Annotated in this window: 13 protein-coding genes; 4 read left to right on the top strand and 9 right to left on the bottom strand. The window is 63.9% G+C overall.

All coding sequences use genetic code 11. The features are described from left to right. Positions 1 to 15: 15 nt before the first annotated feature. Together CRD59_RS05135 and CRD59_RS05130 are read right to left on the bottom strand one after the other, a co-directional pair. On the bottom strand, positions 16 to 558 hold the full coding sequence (locus CRD59_RS05135; protein WP_113853623.1) for an NUDIX hydrolase: 543 nt from the start codon (positions 556 to 558) through the stop codon (positions 16 to 18). Between the two features lie 15 nt (positions 559 to 573). Beyond that, on the bottom strand, positions 574 to 2169 hold the full coding sequence (locus tag CRD59_RS05130; protein WP_113853622.1) for an aminopeptidase P family protein: 1596 nt from the start codon (positions 2167 to 2169) through the stop codon (positions 574 to 576). Positions 2170 to 2391: 222 nt separating this feature from the next. Between CRD59_RS05130 and CRD59_RS05125 the strand changes: the two genes are divergently transcribed. Beyond that, positions 2392 to 3813 (top strand): bifunctional folylpolyglutamate synthase/dihydrofolate synthase, encoded by a 1422-nt coding sequence (locus CRD59_RS05125; RefSeq protein ID WP_113853621.1) that lies wholly within the window; start codon positions 2392 to 2394, stop codon positions 3811 to 3813. Further along, entirely contained in the window at positions 3813 to 7517 is a 3705-nt protein-coding gene (smc, locus tag CRD59_RS05120; RefSeq protein ID WP_113853620.1) for a chromosome segregation protein SMC, read from the top strand. The genes CRD59_RS05125 and smc overlap by 1 nt, the downstream gene beginning before the upstream one ends. Positions 7518 to 7580: 63 nt before the next feature. On the opposite strand, the gene CRD59_RS05115 is transcribed toward smc, so the two are convergent. The 4 genes from CRD59_RS05115 to CRD59_RS05100 all read right to left on the bottom strand — a co-directional run bounded on the left by CRD59_RS05115 (position 7581) and on the right by CRD59_RS05100 (position 12013). Continuing rightward, positions 7581 to 8297 carry an aspartate/glutamate racemase family protein gene (locus CRD59_RS05115; protein WP_113853619.1) on the bottom strand — a complete coding sequence of 239 codons (717 nt, stop codon included), beginning with the start codon at positions 8295 to 8297 and terminating at the stop codon, positions 7581 to 7583. Next, positions 8294 to 9535: a carboxylate--amine ligase gene (locus tag CRD59_RS05110; RefSeq protein ID WP_113853618.1), complete on the bottom strand. Its 1242-nt coding sequence runs from the start codon at positions 9533 to 9535 to the stop codon at positions 8294 to 8296. Before CRD59_RS05110 ends, CRD59_RS05115 begins: the two co-directional genes overlap by 4 nt. A 5-nt stretch (positions 9536 to 9540) precedes the next feature. After that, positions 9541 to 11139, bottom strand: a complete 1599-nt coding sequence (locus tag CRD59_RS05105; protein WP_113853617.1) for a UDP-N-acetylmuramoyl-L-alanyl-D-glutamate--2,6-diaminopimelate ligase — start codon at positions 11137 to 11139, stop codon at positions 9541 to 9543. A 118-nt stretch (positions 11140 to 11257) separates the two neighbouring features. Next, entirely contained in the window at positions 11258 to 12013 is a 756-nt protein-coding gene (locus CRD59_RS05100; protein WP_113853616.1) for an exonuclease domain-containing protein, read from the bottom strand. A 77-nt stretch (positions 12014 to 12090) separates the two neighbouring features. Here CRD59_RS05100 and CRD59_RS05095 point away from each other — a divergent pair, with 77 nt between their 5' ends. After that, the gene (locus CRD59_RS05095; protein WP_407923116.1) at positions 12091 to 12777 is read left to right on the top strand and encodes a sigma-70 family RNA polymerase sigma factor; all 687 of its coding nucleotides are present in this window, start codon (positions 12091 to 12093) and stop codon (positions 12775 to 12777) included. A 76-nt stretch (positions 12778 to 12853) separates the two neighbouring features. After that, positions 12854 to 13180, top strand: coding sequence for a hypothetical protein (locus tag CRD59_RS05090; RefSeq protein WP_236632735.1), 327 nt, complete (start codon positions 12854 to 12856; stop codon positions 13178 to 13180). Between the two features lie 234 nt (positions 13181 to 13414). Here CRD59_RS05090 and CRD59_RS08370 read toward each other — a convergent pair whose 3' ends face one another. From CRD59_RS08370 to ybaK, 3 genes are all read right to left on the bottom strand, one after another. Continuing rightward, on the bottom strand, positions 13415 to 13489 hold the full coding sequence (locus CRD59_RS08370) for a 50S ribosomal protein bL37 (protein ID WP_099327425.1): 75 nt from the start codon (positions 13487 to 13489) through the stop codon (positions 13415 to 13417). Positions 13490 to 13588: 99 nt separating this feature from the next. Next, positions 13589 to 14560: an aldose 1-epimerase family protein gene (locus CRD59_RS05085; RefSeq protein ID WP_236632734.1), complete on the bottom strand. Its 972-nt coding sequence runs from the start codon at positions 14558 to 14560 to the stop codon at positions 13589 to 13591. 197 nt (positions 14561 to 14757) lie between these two features. Next, entirely contained in the window at positions 14758 to 15267 is a 510-nt protein-coding gene (ybaK, locus tag CRD59_RS05080; protein WP_113853615.1) for a Cys-tRNA(Pro) deacylase, read from the bottom strand. Positions 15268 to 15889 lie beyond the last annotated feature (622 nt).

Raw genomic sequence — 15889 nt, 5'->3', positions numbered from 1 at the left:
TGGCCGTATCCACCGCTAGGCCTGGTTACCCGCCGCTCCGATCTGGCTACGTCCGCCGGCGAAGGAGGCGCTGCGGTCGCCATGGGCGGCGCGGGTGAGGAAGTCCTGGACCAGTGCCATGCGCTCGACCGTGGATGCCGCCAGGGGGGAGGGTAGTCGGTCGGGTTCGAACCAGCCGACCTGGAGGCTCTCCTCGTCACCCACGAAAGGTTCGATGTTGCCGGAGGGGTCGGGCTCGCACAGGAAGCAGTGGTCCATATACATCGTCCTGTCGCCGTTGGCGTAGGTGATGATCTCCTGGGAGGACTTGGCCGAGACCAGATCGGTGACCCGCGCGTCCACGCCCGTCTCCTCCTTGATCTCTCGTACCACGGTGTCGGCCGGCTCCTCGCCGGGTTCATTGATGCCATAGATCAGGGCCCACTCGCCGGTGTCGGAACGCCGACCCAGGAGGATACGGCCGTCCGGGCGTCGCACAAAAGCGGTGACTCCGGACAGCCAGAGCAGGTCGTGGCCGATCCTGGTCCGCAGGCGCAGGACGAAGTCAGGCGTGGGCATGGCGGCGGTGTCTGCTCACTCTGCCTGGGCCGAAGAACGGGCAGGGGCCTGGGCCGCCCGTTCGGCCATCCAGGCCTCCACCTCGTCCACGGTCTTCGGAATCTGCTTGGAGAGCCATTCGGGGCCGTCTTCGGTCATCAGGACGTCGTCCTCGATGCGCACGCCGATGCCGCGGAACTCCGGGGGCACCATCAGGTCATTGTCCTTGAAGTAGAGGCCGGGCTCGATCGTGAAGATCATGCCGGGCTCGATGGGCGCGCCCTGGTAGGACTCGTAGCGGGCCTCGGCGCAGTCGTGCACATCGAGGCCGAGGTGGTGGGCGCAGCCGCAGGCGTGCCAGCGCCGGTGCTGCTGGCCCTGGGGGGAAAGCGATTCCTCGACGGAGACCTTGAGGATGCCCCACTCATGCAGGCGGGTGGCCAACACGCGCATGACCGTGTGGTGGATGTCCGAGTAGGTGACGCCGGGCCGGGCCGCATCGAAGGCGGTCTGCTGGGCCTTCAGGACCGTCTCGTAGATCTTGCGCTGCAGGGGGCTGAAGTGTCCACCCACCGGGAAGGTGCGGGTGATGTCCGCGGTGTAGAGCGAACTGACCTCCACGCCGGCGTCGATCAGAAGGAGGTCGCCTTTGCGCACGGTGCCGTTGTTGCGCATCCAGTGGAGGATGGGCGCGTGCGAGCCGGAGGCGATGATCGAGCCGTAGCCCACATCGTTGCCTTCCTCACGGGCGTTGGCGTTGAAGGCGCCTTCCAGCATGCGTTCCGAACGCGGCTGGCCGACCACCTCGGGAAGGCGGGTCAGGATCTTGTCGAAGCCGTCCTTGGTTGCGGCGATGGCCTTGCGCATCTCGCCCACCTCGTAGGCGTCTTTGATCATGCGGGCCTCGGAGGCGAACTCCTCGAACTTGTTGTCGGCTGCCTCATTGCGGTCGGGGCCGCCCAGGCCGTTCTGCCTACGCACAGTCTCCACCTGTTCGGTGATCAGGCCGTCCGTATGACGCAGGACCCGCAGGCGTACGGCTCCGTCGTCGGGCCCTACGTCCTTGGCAATCGCGTCCTGGAAGCCGGTGACGTCGCGCGTGGGTAGTCCGGTCATCACCGAGAGCTCCTTCAGTCCGGCACGCGGACCCACCCAGTACTCGCCGTACTGGGATGAACGGTAGTAGTCCTTGGTGGACTGGTCGGCACGGGGGTGGGCGAAGAGCTCGGCCCGGTGCGTCTGTCCGGCCTTGGCCTCGGGGGAGTCCGGGTCCAAGGGGTCCAGGACCAGGATCGAGCCCGGTTCCAGGTCCTCGCCCAGGCCTGTGTAATAGGCGAAGGCCGAATCGGGGCGGAAGGCGTAGTCGTTGTCGTTGTTGCGGGTCTTGTAATCGCCTGCCGGGATGACCAGGCGCTCGCCTGGGAAGCGGGCACCCAGCTTGGCCAGGCGCTCGCCGATGTACTTGGAGGATTCCAGGGGCTGGACATCAGCCTCCTGCCGTCCCCAGCCTTCGGTCATGAACTCCTGGAATTTCGCCGAGTTAGGGCGCAGGGTGCGGTTGTTCACACGGTCTGCCATATCCTGTTCGTCGATGTCCACGTCCGACTTTCTGGGTGTCGTGCTGTCTGCCATGCCATGCCTCCTTGGTATGCTCCCGCCGGGGCCTGGTACACGGGTCCCGCTGAATCGGAGCTTGATAGGGCCCATCCTAGCCGCACCGGACGATGTCGTCCGTGCTGCGCTGGGGGCCGAGCCACGCGGGTGTGGACCTGGGGCCCGCCTAGAATGGAATCCGGTCCAAGAAGCGAGAACGCGGCGTTGGTCAAGGCGCCGGGCGGAGGCGGGAATTCTTTCATGTCATACGAGCACCCGAACAGCCAGGGCAAGGGCATCCGCGAGGTGGAGCGGGAGATCATGGCCCGACCCACCGAGCACAGCACCACCAACCTGAATCTGGATAGGATGCGTGCCATCCTGGATCTGATGGGGCATCCCGAAAATTCCTTCCGCATGGTCCATATCACCGGGACCAACGGCAAGGGCTCCACCGCGCGCATGACCGAGGCCATCGCCCGCGCATACGGACTGCGTACCGGCCTGTACACCTCGCCCCACCTGGAGCGAATCAACGAACGAATCGCCATCGACGGGCGGGAACTGTCCGACGACGAATTCGTGGATGTGTACGAGCAGGTACAGCCGCTGGTGCGGATCGTGGACGCCGAGTCCGTCCGGAAGGGCGAGCCGGCCATGAGTTTCTTCGAGGTCCTGACGGCCATGTCGGTCTGGGCCTTCGCCGACGCGCCGGTTGATCTGGCTGTGGTCGAGGTGGGCATGGGCGGCCAATGGGACGCGACCAATGCCCTGGACGCGGATGTGGCTGTCATCGGTCCGGTGGACATGGACCACATGCAATGGCTTGGGGATACGGTCGAGCAGATAGCGACCGAAAAGGCCGGCATCATCAAATCCGGTTCCACGGTGATCGTGGGTCCGCAGCCCCATGGCGAGGCTGTGCTGCCGATCATCGAGGAGACGGCTCGCAGGCGTGCGGCGGCAGGGGTGCTGCGCGACGGTGAGGAGTTGCAGGTGCTAGGTCGCCAGCCGGCCGTCGGGGGTCAGATCGCCAGCCTGCGCACCCCCAACGGGACCTATGAGGATGTGCCGATTGATAAGTTCGGCGTCCACCAGGCCCACAACGCCCTGGCAGCATTGGCGGCCGCCGAGGTGGCCATGCCGGTCTCCGGCGCCCTCGACGCCGACCTGCTGGCTGAAGCCCTCAGCCAGGTCAAGGTGCCCGGGCGGATCGAACAGGTTCGCAATTCACCCACAATCATCATCGATGGCGGACACAACGTGAATGCTGCCCAGTCCTTGCGGGCGGCCATCGAGGAGAACTACTCCTTCGAGCAGGTGGTCGGAGTCGTTGCCATGATGCATGACAAGCAGGTGGAGGAGTACCTGGGTGTGCTGGAGCCCCTGCTCAGCCAGATAGTGGTGACCGAGAACTCCTGGAGGGAGCGGGTCATGCCGGCTCGGGAGTTGGAGAGCATAGCCAAGCGGGTCTTCGGTCCCGACCGAGTAATCCGTCGGGACCTCCTTCCCGATGCCATCCAGACCGCTGTGAACATGGTGGACGAGCAGGACGAGCTGGGCGTCGGGTATGGACATGGTGTGCTGATCTGCGGGTCCTTCGTCACCGCCGGCGATGCGCGCGCTCTGCTCAAGGAACGTGTGGACCCGGACCTGAAGAAACCGAAGTCTGAGAGGGCCTGATGTACCTCAAGGAGCTCACCCTGAGGGGGTTCAAATCCTTCGCCACACCCACCACCCTTCGCTTCGAACCGGGCATCACCGCTGTGGTCGGCCCCAATGGCTCGGGCAAGTCCAACATCGTCGACGGTCTGGCTTGGGTGATGGGCGAGCAGGGGGCCAAGGCCCTTCGCGGCACTTCCATGGAGGACGTGATCTTTGCGGGGACCTCCGATCGTCCCCCGCTTGGCAGGGCTCAGGTGAGTCTCACCATCGACAACACCGACCGGACCCTGGACATCGACTACACCGAAGTCACCATCTCGCGCACCATCTTCCGAAGCGGCGGTTCCGAATACGCCATCAACGGATCGGCCTGCCGCCTGCTGGACATCCAGGAGCTCCTGTCCGACACCGGCCTGGGCCAGCAGATGCATGTGATCGTGGGGCAGGGCCGGCTTGATGCGATTCTGCATGCCGATCCCAGCGGCCACCGGGCCTTCATCGAAGAGGCGGCAGGGATTCTTAAGCACCGCAAACGCAAGGAACGTGCGCTGCGGAAGCTGTCCAACACCGAGACCAACCTCTCCCGGCTGGACGACCTGCTGGGGGAGATCCACCGGCAGCTGGGGCCCTTGGGGAGGCAGGCGCGTGTCTCCCGTCGGGCCGACGGTATCCAGGTGACTTTACGCGATGCCCAAGCAAGGATCTACGCCGAAGATGCGCTCAAGTCCAGGCAGAACCTGCAGAGGAGCCGGGAGGAGCTGGGTAAGCTGCGTGGCGAACTGACCGAACGGCAGCGGGCCCTGGCCGAGATCAAGATGCGGATCGAGCAGGTGGAGGCCGCAAGTCAGGAATCCAACCCGCGCATCAGCGCCATCAACCAGGTCTGGCATGACCTTACACAGCTGCAGGAACGTTACGACTCCCTGATCTCCCTGGCCGGTGAGCGGGCCCGCTCCCTGTCCGGGCAGATGGACGAAGCGATGTCCGGGCCCGACCCCGCGATGCTGGAGCGGCGGGCCGATGAGGTGGACGGGCAGGGCAGGGATCTGGAAGCCAAGCTTGATGAGGACCGGCTGGCTCTGGATCGATCCGTGGAGGCCAGGGCCAGCCAGGAGAAGCAGCTGGCAGCCGCCCGGCAGACCCTGATCGAATTGCAGCGCACAGCCCGCCAGCGTGACGTCCAGCTGACCGGTCTCAAGGAGCTGGTCGCCAAGGAGGAATCGGCCCTGCAACTGTCCCAGGGGCGGCTAGCGGATGCCCGGACACAGCGGGCGTCGGCCGCCGACCAACTGGAGCAGGCCAAGATACGGGAGCGCTCGCTGGCAGAGCAGGCCGAGGACGGGGAGTCGGAGGACGACCGGCAGGCCCAGGAGCAGGCCGAACAGGTCCGTGCCCAGGCCCGGCAGGCCCTCAATGATGCCCAGGAGGAGCAGCGTACGCTCAGCTCCCAGCGCATAGCCCTGCAGGCGAAGGCGGATGCCCTGACCGACACCCTGGCTTCGCGTTCGGCTTCCGAACGGTTGTCTGAGGACGGGGGGGTAGAGGTCCTGGGTCGGTTGGCCGACTTCATCCAGGTCGAGGAGGGCTGGGAGGAACCCATCGCCCACGCCCTGGCCGACTACTCCGGGGCCATCGTGCTGCCGGATGCGGATGGGGTGGAGCTGGCCCTGGAAAAAGCGCACGGGGGCCAGCTGGGCAAGGCCGTGCTGCTCACGCCGATTGACGGGGATGATGAGGCCAAAGTTACGGATTGGGACATTGCCGACGGCGTACGAAATGCGGCTTCGTTGGTTTCGGCGAGAGCCGACGCGCGGAAGGGTGAGCGGGCAGAGGGTGTCTTGGCCGCGGTGAGGCTGTTGCTGGCACGCACTGCCGCTGTGGAGGGCGCTGAGGATGCCCGGGCACTGTTTGAAAGCCAAGCGGGCGAGCCTGCGCGGAACAGGATCTGGGATGAAGCGCTCACCAGGGCCGGCGATGTCTTCACCGGGGTGGGGGCCATCGGCGGTTCGGGACCGGCCACCAGCGATCTGGCGTTGGTGGCCCGGCGTGATAAGGCCCTGTCCCAGGCCGGCAAGCTGGATGACAGGTTGGAAGGGGCCCAAGAGAGTGTGGATGCCGCAAAGAGCGCTCTGGCCCGGGCCGAGGCGGCGCTGGAAGAGGCCAAGGCCAAGCGGACCGAGTCCCGGCTCAAGGCCGAGCAGGGGCGAAAGGCCATGGAAGCTGCCCAGGCCCAGACAAGGGAGCTGGAAGGGCGTGTGCAGGAAGCCGCGCAACGTATTGAAACCCTGGAAGAGGACGTGGCCGCCCACCAGGCGAAGCTGGAGGATGTGCGAGGGGCGCTGAGCGAGGCAGAGAACTCAGGGGCCGAGCAGGTGAATGTCGATGAGCTCAATGAGCGGGCCCACCGTTTGGAAGAGGGTCTGGACCAGGCACGTGCGGCTGAGATGGAGACCCGGATCAGGTGGAAGGAGGCCCAGGGAAAGGCCGAATCCCTGTCCCGGCAGGCCAAGCTCCTGCGCGACCAGGCCCGGGAGGCAAGCCAGCGCAGGGAACGCATGGCCGAGGCCAACCGTCGCCGGCAGCGACGAATATCCCGCATGGGGTCCGTGGCCAGGGACGCCAAGGCCGTCCTGGGCCTACTGGACGCCAGTCTGGAGCGGACCGTTGCCGAACGCGACCGCTTGCAAGCACAGATCTCCACCCATGACGGTGAGCTCAAGGAGCTGCGGGTCCGGCGGGGGGACTTGGAACCTCAGGTGGAGCGCCTGCGGGCAAGGGAGCATGAGCTGGACGTGGTGCGCGAACGGCAGGCCACCCAGTCCGGCCAGTTGATGCAGAAAGTCTCCGACGATCTGGGTATGGACATGGACGAACTGATCCATGATTACGGGCCCGGACGTCCAGTGCCGGTGCTGGACGAGACAGGGGCTCCTGTGCCGGTCGGGGGCGCGGAAGCCGATGACGCTGCCGAATCCGATGCCGAGGGCAACGATGACGTTGAAAACGAGGGCCGGAGCAAGGCAGTGGTTTACCAAAGCGTCCCTTATGTGCGTGAAGAGCAGGAAAAGCGTCTGGCCAAGGCCCGGAGGGACCTGGCCGCCCTGGGGAAGGTGAACCCTCTGGCAACCGAGGAATACGAAGCCTTGAGGAAACGCAACCAGTACCTGAACGATCAACGCAGGGATGTGGTGCAGTCGCGGGACGATCTGATGGGTTTGGTCAAGGATCTGGACCGGACCATGGTGGACGTGTTCAAAGCGGCCTTCGACGATACAGCCGCCGCATTCGAGACGATGTTCGCGACGCTCTTCCCCGGCGGCACGGGGCGGCTGCGTCTGGAGGACCCGGGCGACCTGCTCACCACCGGTGTATTGGTGGAGGCCAGTCCCGCTGGCAAGAAGGTCAGGCAGCTTTCACTCCTGTCGGGCGGCGAAAGGTCACTGACGGCCCTTGCCCTGCTCTTCGCCATATTCACGGCCCGTCCCAGCCCCTTCTATGTGATGGACGAGGTGGAGGCGGCCTTGGACGATGTGAACCTGAGCCGCCTGCTGACCGCCTTCAACCAACTGCGTGAGCACGCCCAGCTGATTGTGATCACCCATCAGCAGCGCACCATGTCGATAGCAGACGCGCTCTATGGTGTGACCATGCGTGCCGACGGGGTCACCGCGGTAATCTCCCAGAAGCTGGCGCAAGGGCAGGAGACAGTGGCCGACGAGTGAGAGGGCAGAGCTATGCCGTGAATGGTCGCTCGGTCGCCGGGGGGCCGCCGATTGCGGTCAGAGCTACTTGCCCTGGTCGGCCTTCGCCCTGCGCACCACCAGGTCCACGGTCACAGCCTGCGCATCCACCAGTGGCAGCTCAGGCAGCGGAAAAGCCTCATTCAGGACGGAGAGTTCCGTGCAGCCGAGGAGGACCGCGTCGCAACCATAATCGGTGAGGAGTTCGTGGACCACGCCCTCATAGCGGACACGGTCGGCTCTGCCGCCCTTCACATCCTTGTAGATCAGCTCGTCCACACGTTCCTGCATAAGCGGTTCCGGCTCAACCAGCTCATAGCCGGCCTCCCTGGCCAGCTTACGATACAGACCGGATTCGCGCGTCCCCTCGGTTCCCATAAAGCCCAGACGGGGATGGGTGGCCGCCGGGTAGTGCCGGGCGGCCCATTCGATGGCCGTACGGGGCATGTGGATGATAGGCACGGTGGTGGTGGCCTGCAGGCGGTCGTAGAAGTAATGGGCCGTATTGCAGGCGATCACGATGAATGAGGCGCCCAGTTCGCTGGCCTGGCGCACGTCTTCGGCAAGGGCGGGAAAGGGGTCGGGCTGGCAGGGGTCCAGGATGAACGCCGTGCGGTCGGGTACGTCGGCGTCGTTGAAGACCAGATAGTTGAGGAAGTCCTGGTCCCGCTCGGCTTTGGTCGCCCTGTCCAGGGTGTGCACGAAGCTCTCTGTGGCCAGTGTGCCCATGCCGCCGAGCAGGGCGAAGAATCTTCTCATCACAGGTCACCTTTCCTTGTGAAGTATTGCTTGTAACGCTTCGTATAGATGTTGAACATATGCCGGATCATCAGCCAGCGCAAGGGGGTCATGTCGCGCCGGTATTCGAGCGTGGTGCCCCAATCGCCGCTGTCCAGCATTGCCAGGCCGCGCTCCTTGTCCGCGCCGGGCTCCACGTAGTCGCGGAAGATGGACCTGGGGATCTCCATCCACAGCTTTGAGCCGCGCGCATACCTGGTTCGACCGTCGAAGGGGGAGTCCTCGACCAGGTCCTCGACGAAGTAGCGGGCCAGGTTGGCGCCGTTGAGGGTCACGAAATAGCTGGAACGGCCTTGACGGAGGTTGATTTCGAAGAGTTTGTACTCGCCGTCCCTCTCGTCGTACTTCATGTCGAAGTTCGCCACGCCTTGGTAGCCGATGTCTTCCAGGAAGGCCTTGACCGGTTCGAACACGGCTTCGTTGTAGTCGGGGATGATGGCCGCATAGTTGCCCACCGCCTCAGGTGTCGGGTCCTCCAGCAGGGGGTGGCCCAGCATCATCATCCGAACCCGGTGGTGCTGGTCCACGTATGCGTTGAGCACCCGCATGCGTGAATCGTCGCCGGGGATGAAATCCTGTATGACCATCTGACCGGTGTATCCAGCCTTGTAGGAGCGTTTGATGAGCGTCTCAAGTTCGTCCGGGCCCTCGATGATGAAGGCTTTTTTGCGGCCGGGGAAGTCCACGCCCAGCCATTCGTCCGAATCGGCCGGTTTCATGGCCACCGGGTAGTCGAATGGGAGATGCCTATAGTCGCCGCGTGCCACCCCAGCCGCGTCCACCGTCCTGGTGACGGGATGGGGCAGGCCATGCTCCTCGCACAGCTCATAGAAGCTGGACTTGAGTGAGAGTCGCCGGTTGAGTTCCGTGCTCAACGTGTTGAAGACGTAGTAGGGTTTCAGCCGTTCACGGGCGCCGGCCAGCAGATTCGCGTAGGAGTCGCCGCATGGGATGAGTAGGAGTTTGGGTTTGGCCCGCCCGGGACGGAAGCCTCGGGCGAAGTCGATGAGGGTGCGGACGAAGGTCTCGGGCTCGCCGAAGCCTGGTGTCACCCGCACGTCGATAATCCGGCTGTATTTCGTGGGGGAGAGCTGGAAGTGGGCGAAGGCGATGGATCGGATCCCGTAGGCTTCGTGGAATGCGCGGGCCATACCGTAGGCGTTGATGTCGGAGCCAAGGATGATGGGTTGGAAGTCGTTCATGTCGTTCATTCGCCCGCTTTCCGGGCCACCGCCCGAGTATTGCCCGCATCGCCTGCCAGAAGCCGCCTGATCACCCGGTCGTCGCCCTCATACTGCTCATGTCTGCCGTTTCGCTTGATCCAACGTTCCTCGCCCTTGCCGATGACCGCAATGGCGTCCATGCGTTCGGGATGGGCCTTGGCCCGTTCGACGGCCTGTTCGATGGCCTGAGTCCGGTCCAGGACGATGGATGCTTCCAGGTCGGGGTTGGTGACATTATCCATCATTTGCCGGCAGATGTCGCCTGTCGATTCCTTGGCCGATTCGGTGTCCTCCTCAGTCAGGATCAGACGGTCCGCCCTGGTCTGCGCGGCTTCCACGATCTCCTTGCGTCTATCCACTGCCTTGCCCCCGGCAGAACCGGTCACCAGGGTCAGGAAGAGGGGTCTTCCGGCATACTTATGTTTGATGAAATCCAGTACGGCGGCTGTCGAGGCATAGTTGTGGGCGTAGTCGACATAGGCCACGATGCCAGGGGTTTCGAACCGTTCCATCCGACCTGAGATGCGCACCCGGCTCAGGGCTTCGAATTCCTTCCGCCCAATCGGCAGGCCAAGGGCGTCCACAATCGCCAGGGCAGCGGCCGCGTTCGCCCCGTTGAACAGGCCATCCATGGTCAGATGGAAGGAACCCGCCTCCCGGCCCGCCCGGAAGGCGGTGAAGGCGTTGGACTCGTCGGCTGAGCGACCCGGCTCGACCACCCAGCCGGCTTCGGTGCCCTTGGCCTGGACACCCTGACGCAGGGCGAAGTCCGAGACCGGGCATCCGGCCGCCTTGGCGTCCTGACGGATGAGGTCCGCGTAGGCGTGGTCGGCGCCCAGTACCAGCCTTCGGCTGTTGTAGGTGATTCGCCGCTTGCAGTACAGGTAGTCTTCGAAGGAGGGATGCTCTACGGGGCTGATGTGGTCAGGGGAGATGTTGAGGAAGCCGCCGACATCGAAAGTCAGCCCGTGGACCCGGCTCATCTTGTACGCCTGCGAGGAGACCTCCATGACCAGATAGCGCATCCCGGCATCCACGGCCTGCCGCATCATACGGAAGAGGTCCAGGGATTCGGGGGTCGTGAGCTCCGACTCCTTGTAGGTGTGGCCATCCAGGCAGTTGTCGACCGAGGACAGCAGGGCGGCTCGCCCATCCGAAGCCTGGTTGAGCATGGCGTGCACGTAATAGGCGGTGGTGGTCTTGCCCTTGGTGCCGGTGATACCCACTAGCCTGAGCCTGTCCTGGGGGCGGTCGTAGAACTCGGCGGCCAGCAGGCTCATGGCCTGCCGGGCATTCGTGACGATCAGTCCCGGAGCCCCGGTATTGGCGGAGAAATCCTCCTGGGCCAGGTAGGCGGCTAGTCCCGCCTGGTCCAGTCCGTCCATGTAGCTGGCCTGGAAGCGCCCCTTGCAGCACAGCAGGGTGCCGGGGCTCACCTGCCGACTGTCGTAGGTGATCGAACTGAAGTCGCGCCGTGCGTCAGGACCCTCCACCGTCAGCGTCCATCCCTTGGGACTCACCACTTCCCGCAGCAGATGGTGCTCCTCCAGGATCGATACCGCCGAACCCAAGCTGAGTGCCATGCTCCCCCTTATCCTCCCTGTGTCGAAATGCAGTCACAGTCTACAGCCAGGCCCCAGCCACCCGGGCGGTCCGGCGGAGGCCTTGACGCAATCTTGACCGGGTGGGGCGGGCCAGGTGTCAGAGCCAGCCGGTGTCCCGGAACCTACGGCCCTTGGACTTGGCCCAGCGCTGGTAGGACTCGTTCCAGTCCGCCTGGGCCCGACGCTGCCAATCCATCAGTTCGCCCAGCTTCAAATGGGCCACTTGGGGGTAGAGGGTGGCCATCGGTTTGACCAGGTCGACCGCGGCGATCGTGTCGGCGGTGGCGTTATGGAAGTTCCCGTGCGGCTCCACCCCGTAGTACTCGGTCGTGTAGGACAGGGATCGGCGTCCCGAGCGCTTCGAGATGGCCCGGTCGATGACCAGGGGGTCCACGACGAGCATTGATGAGGTGTCGAATGGGTCCAACTCATCAGCGCACCAGCGGGCGATGTCGCCGTTGAGCATGTGCACATCGAACGGGGCGTTGTAGGCCAGCAGCGGTATGTGCTTGGCCTGGGCTCGGGCGATCAGACGCCCGATCTGGGCGATGGCTTCCGGGGGTTCTGCTCCGTGCTCCGCCAGGTACTCGTTGGTGAAGCCATTGACCTTGCTGGCTCCTGCGGAGATCCGGCGATGGGGGTTGATCACCCATTCGGCCACCGCATCTCCCTCGTATCCCTTTGCAGGCTCACGCAGCACCAGGCAGGCGGATACTATCGCGTCCGTACCCGGACGGATTCCTGTCGTCTCGGTGTCCAGGCCCAGGAGCCAGGACTCGGCAAGTCCTGTCGTGTCCCCCTGGTCAGGCGCGGCGTTCAGGGCCTGTTCGAATTCGGAAAGATTGTCGGTCATACTGCTTATTCTCCTTGCCGGCTGGGACGAAACCCGCCAGGTGATCGCCGTGTCCATATCAATGGCACAATGGAGGTGTGGCTGATCGATCCGAGCTGGAAGAGCGCAAAAGGCGCTTCGAGCAGCTCGCCATGCCCGCTGTCGATGTGCTTTACCGGCAGGCGATGAGACTCACCAACAACCCAGAGGACGCGCAAGACCTGGTGCAGGACACTTTCGAGCGCGGTTTCAAGGCCTTTGACCGGTTCGAACCCGGTAGCAACTTCGAGGCCTGGATGACCACGATCGAACGCAACGCGTTCTTCAATCAGTACCATAAGGCCAAGCGCCGCCCCCAACGTGCGAATGATTCGACCGGCGAATACAACGACTGGGATATCTATTCTGCTTCCGAGCATAACCCGGAAGGCTTAAAGTCAGCTGAGCAGGAGTACCTGGAGGCTTTCGCGCCCGAGGAGATCATGGCTGCGCTCAACAAGCTGAGCCCGGAACGGCGGCGGGTCTTCATCGACGCGGCCATAGACGGCAAGTCATACCAGCAAGTGGCCGACGAGCAGGGCATCAAGATCGGAACGGTCATGAGCCGGCTTAACCGGGCCCGTACACAGCTTAAGCAGGAACTGAAAAAATACGCGGCCGAGCGTGGATATGGGCTGGAACCTACACGCAAACGCGGAGGACCCCGGGCGATTGGGCCGGCGGTAGCGGGCTCCGGCTCCGACTCACGGTCAGCAGGCGGCGGTGTCTCTGCCGGCACGCCTTGAGCGGAAAGCGACCGCAAGGCCTGCAATGTGATTATTATGAAAACATCGGAAAATGCACAGTGAGGAAGGGGCAGTGATGGGCGCACACATCAAGATGAGCCGGTTTGCCTCAAGCGACGGCCAGATGAGTGTGACCCATACCAGCCTGAGCATCACTGCATCCGCTGATATGCGTCCCGCAAACCCAGGTGACTGCTTCGATCCACAGACCTGTTGCGATGAGCAAGAACGTCGGCTGATCGAGGAGCTGCGCTCCTACCTGCGGCCGCAGTGTGCGCCTGCCTGCCTCATCGAGCGCTTGCAGCGCATGTTCGATGCCATAGACGCCGTCGACGATGCCATACAGTCTGGTGAATTGCCCGCAGGCGGCGCTCCCGCGGCGAACCATGGTGCCAGTGTCTGAAAGGGTTCCGATCCCTGCCGTGACGTACCGGCATGACGGCCTACCTGTGTGCGCCGGTTTCACCGCAGTGGATTTACATGGGCACTCGGCCTCTGGATCCTAGGCTCCTATGGATGGGTTCCGTCCGCACTTGCGACTCCAAAACCTGCGAACATACAACAACGCCCACAGGCCGGAGCTGTTGGCTTGACCCGTGGGACGTCTTCGTATCGTTCGCCCGTATAGCGAGCGGAATCAGGTGTTCGGCCTCTTGCCGTGGTTGGCGGCCTTCTTGCGGCGATCCCTGCGCTTGCGTCCGCGCATGCCCATGATGGACTCCTTTACTGCTGATCGAATAAGCCTTGAGACATTATCGCACAGACTCGCGACCGATGCGAGGCCGATCGCATTTCCGTGCCGTCCTTGCTGTCAGACCCTGTCTGCCCGGTACCCCACCTGCGTTTCGTATTCTTCGCCTGGTTCAAGGATGATCAGATCCTTGCCGGTGCGGAAAGCGTTGGCATAAGCGGTCATCGGTTCGACGGCGACGCCTGCCGGGCGGAAGGAGGCGTCGAAACCGGTGCCGGTGCACACCTGCCAGGCGTTGATGGTCCGATCGCCCCACAGGGTCATGCGGATGCCGTCGGGGCGTGTCAGAACGGCGGAGGAGCGGCCTTGGCTGTCGCGCTCGATCCCGGTCCAGGCATCGTCGAAGGCACGGCCCTTCAGGCTCGGACCGCCAGTCAGATCATAGTCGCCTTGGGCGGGTTCCTCGCCGGTGGGAATCAGTCGGTCGTCGACCGTGACGTGTGTGCGGCAGGGAATCAGGAGGGAGCACTCGCCGTTGTCGTCCTGGATCCGGTCGCCCGATCCTTCGCGGCCGTTCGCCAACCAGGGGTGGATGCCGAATGCCCAGGGGGCCCTCCGATCGCCCTGGTTCCTGGCACTCACCGTCATGGTCAGTCCATCCTCGTTCAGCGTGTAGGTCGCGCCAACAACCAGGTCGAAGGGATAGTAGGCCAAAGAAGGGGTGCGCCAGGACAGGGTCACACTCGTCTCGGTCAGGCGCTCCAGATGCCAGTAGTACCGGTAGCCATAACCGTGGATGGCGTTGTGTCGTTCGTGTTCGTCGATCGGTAGACGGTAGGTCTTGCCGTCGAAGGTGTATTCGCCGTCCTCCACGCGGTTGGGGAAGGGCACCAGGACGCATCCATTGGAGCAGGGGACCGGCTCATCCTCGCCGAAGGTGGCGATCAGGTCCTTGCCTTGGTAGCGCAGGGCGCGCAGAATGGCTCCCTGCTCCGTCACAACTGCCTGGTAATCCCCGCAGGAGATCGCGAACTGCTGACCGGTTCTCGGTGTGCCTGCGCTGGCCTCATTCATGCTGGCTGCTTCGCCCATGTTCCACGCTTCCCTATCGAGTGAACTTGTTATCGCTCACATTCTACCGTTGCATAGCTTGCGCCCTTCCGTTCCTTGTTGTCTGCCCGATGCGGAGTTATAGGAAACAGGTTCACTGGGCTGCATTCCGCCCGGCTTTCTCTCGCCTGGGACGTACCACGGCGGATGCACTGGGCGGTGGAACGCGGCTCCGGTACCTAAGCCTCCGCCAGCGGCGCTGTGCTGGCGCCTAGGATGTTGAGGAGGTCTGCGGGCGCGAGTGCCACGTCAAAGCCGCGTTTGCCGCCGGAGACCAGGATGCGTTCGAAGTGGAGGGCGCCGTCATCCAGCACGGTGCGGTGGGCGTTCCTTTGGCCGAAGGGGGAGATGCCGCCGACTACGTACCCTGACTCGCGCTGGGCCGTCCGGGTGTCGGCCAGGCGGGCCTTCTTGGCGCCGACGGCTGCGGCGAGGGCCTTCAGGTTCAGTCTGCCGGAAACCGGTACGACGGCGATCACGCGTTCGTCGCCTGTATCGGCCATCAACGTCTTGTACACCTGCCTGGGGTCGATGCCGAGCTTGGCCGCAGCCTCCCTGCCATAGCCGCCTTCCATATGGTCCGCCGAGTGCTCGTACTCATAGGTGGCGAACTCGATGCCGGCCGCTTCCAATTGGGCGATTGCCGGTGTGGAGGCTTCGGACACCTTCCTCTTCGCTCGCTTGCTCATACTTGTATAGTAATCGGCGTTTATGAGGCATGACAGTGGAGGCGGCAGACGGTCTTCAATGCTTGGCTGTTTTGTGTCCCTGTCCTCGGGTTGGGCGCTATGGGCTCCGGCACTGGCAGGTTTCCTCGGTCCCCTGATCGCCCCCCATGTCCACCGAGCTGTTGGTGCTCGTCCCCGTTTCCGCATTCCGGCCGCGGCCCGCTGCGCCTCTACCGGCCTCCGGCTGTACTGGCGGGCTTTCTCTGGTCCCTGTACATGTGGTGTTTCGCCTGTCCGGGGGGGGGGGGGGCTGGATGTCGGATGATGCATCAGGTGGCAGGGCCTGGCGTGCGGGGGGGGCTTGGCCGGGGGGCTGGCCTGTGACCTCTCTCTTCTTATACCCATCTCCGACCCCACGCCACCGAGGCCGACCTCGTATGCCGTCCCTTATTCTTATCCCAAATATATCCAACACCTCGTCAGCTGCTCCCGCTGTGCCCTCCACGGCCAACTCACACTCAGCTCACTCAGGTTCTATAACTCTTATACATATCACACATCTCTCTTGCCAGTGACGTTCAACATCCTCTCACCACTCACTAACCTGTCTAGTGTATGGACAGTCGCAACCACATCAGCTGTC

This window comes from Bifidobacterium xylocopae (assembly GCF_003315615.1).
Taxonomy (GTDB): domain Bacteria; phylum Actinomycetota; class Actinomycetes; order Actinomycetales; family Bifidobacteriaceae; genus Bombiscardovia; species Bombiscardovia xylocopae.
Note: the sequence above shows the minus strand (reverse complement) of the source record. Positions and strands in the feature narration are given on the sequence as shown.

Bases quoted from the DNA above. Each gene is read 5' to 3' on its own strand.
- CRD59_RS05085 (WP_236632734.1), bottom strand. From the start codon at position 14,560: ATGGGCGAAGCAGCCAGCATGAATGAGGCCAGCGCAGGCACACCGAGA.
- ybaK (WP_113853615.1), bottom strand. From the start codon at position 15,267: ATGAGCAAGCGAGCGAAGAGGAAGGTGTCCGAAGCCTCCACACCGGCA.
- CRD59_RS05090 (WP_236632735.1), top strand. From the start codon at position 12,854: ATGGGCGCACACATCAAGATGAGCCGGTTTGCCTCAAGCGACGGCCAG.
- CRD59_RS05130 (WP_113853622.1), bottom strand. From the start codon at position 2,169: ATGGCAGACAGCACGACACCCAGAAAGTCGGACGTGGACATCGACGAA.
- CRD59_RS05105 (WP_113853617.1), bottom strand. From the start codon at position 11,139: ATGGCACTCAGCTTGGGTTCGGCGGTATCGATCCTGGAGGAGCACCAT.
- CRD59_RS05135 (WP_113853623.1), bottom strand. From the start codon at position 558: ATGCCCACGCCTGACTTCGTCCTGCGCCTGCGGACCAGGATCGGCCAC.
- CRD59_RS05125 (WP_113853621.1), top strand. From the start codon at position 2,392: ATGTCATACGAGCACCCGAACAGCCAGGGCAAGGGCATCCGCGAGGTG.
- CRD59_RS05100 (WP_113853616.1), bottom strand. From the start codon at position 12,013: ATGACCGACAATCTTTCCGAATTCGAACAGGCCCTGAACGCCGCGCCT.
- CRD59_RS05110 (WP_113853618.1), bottom strand. From the start codon at position 9,535: ATGAACGACTTCCAACCCATCATCCTTGGCTCCGACATCAACGCCTAC.
- smc (WP_113853620.1), top strand. From the start codon at position 3,813: ATGTACCTCAAGGAGCTCACCCTGAGGGGGTTCAAATCCTTCGCCACA.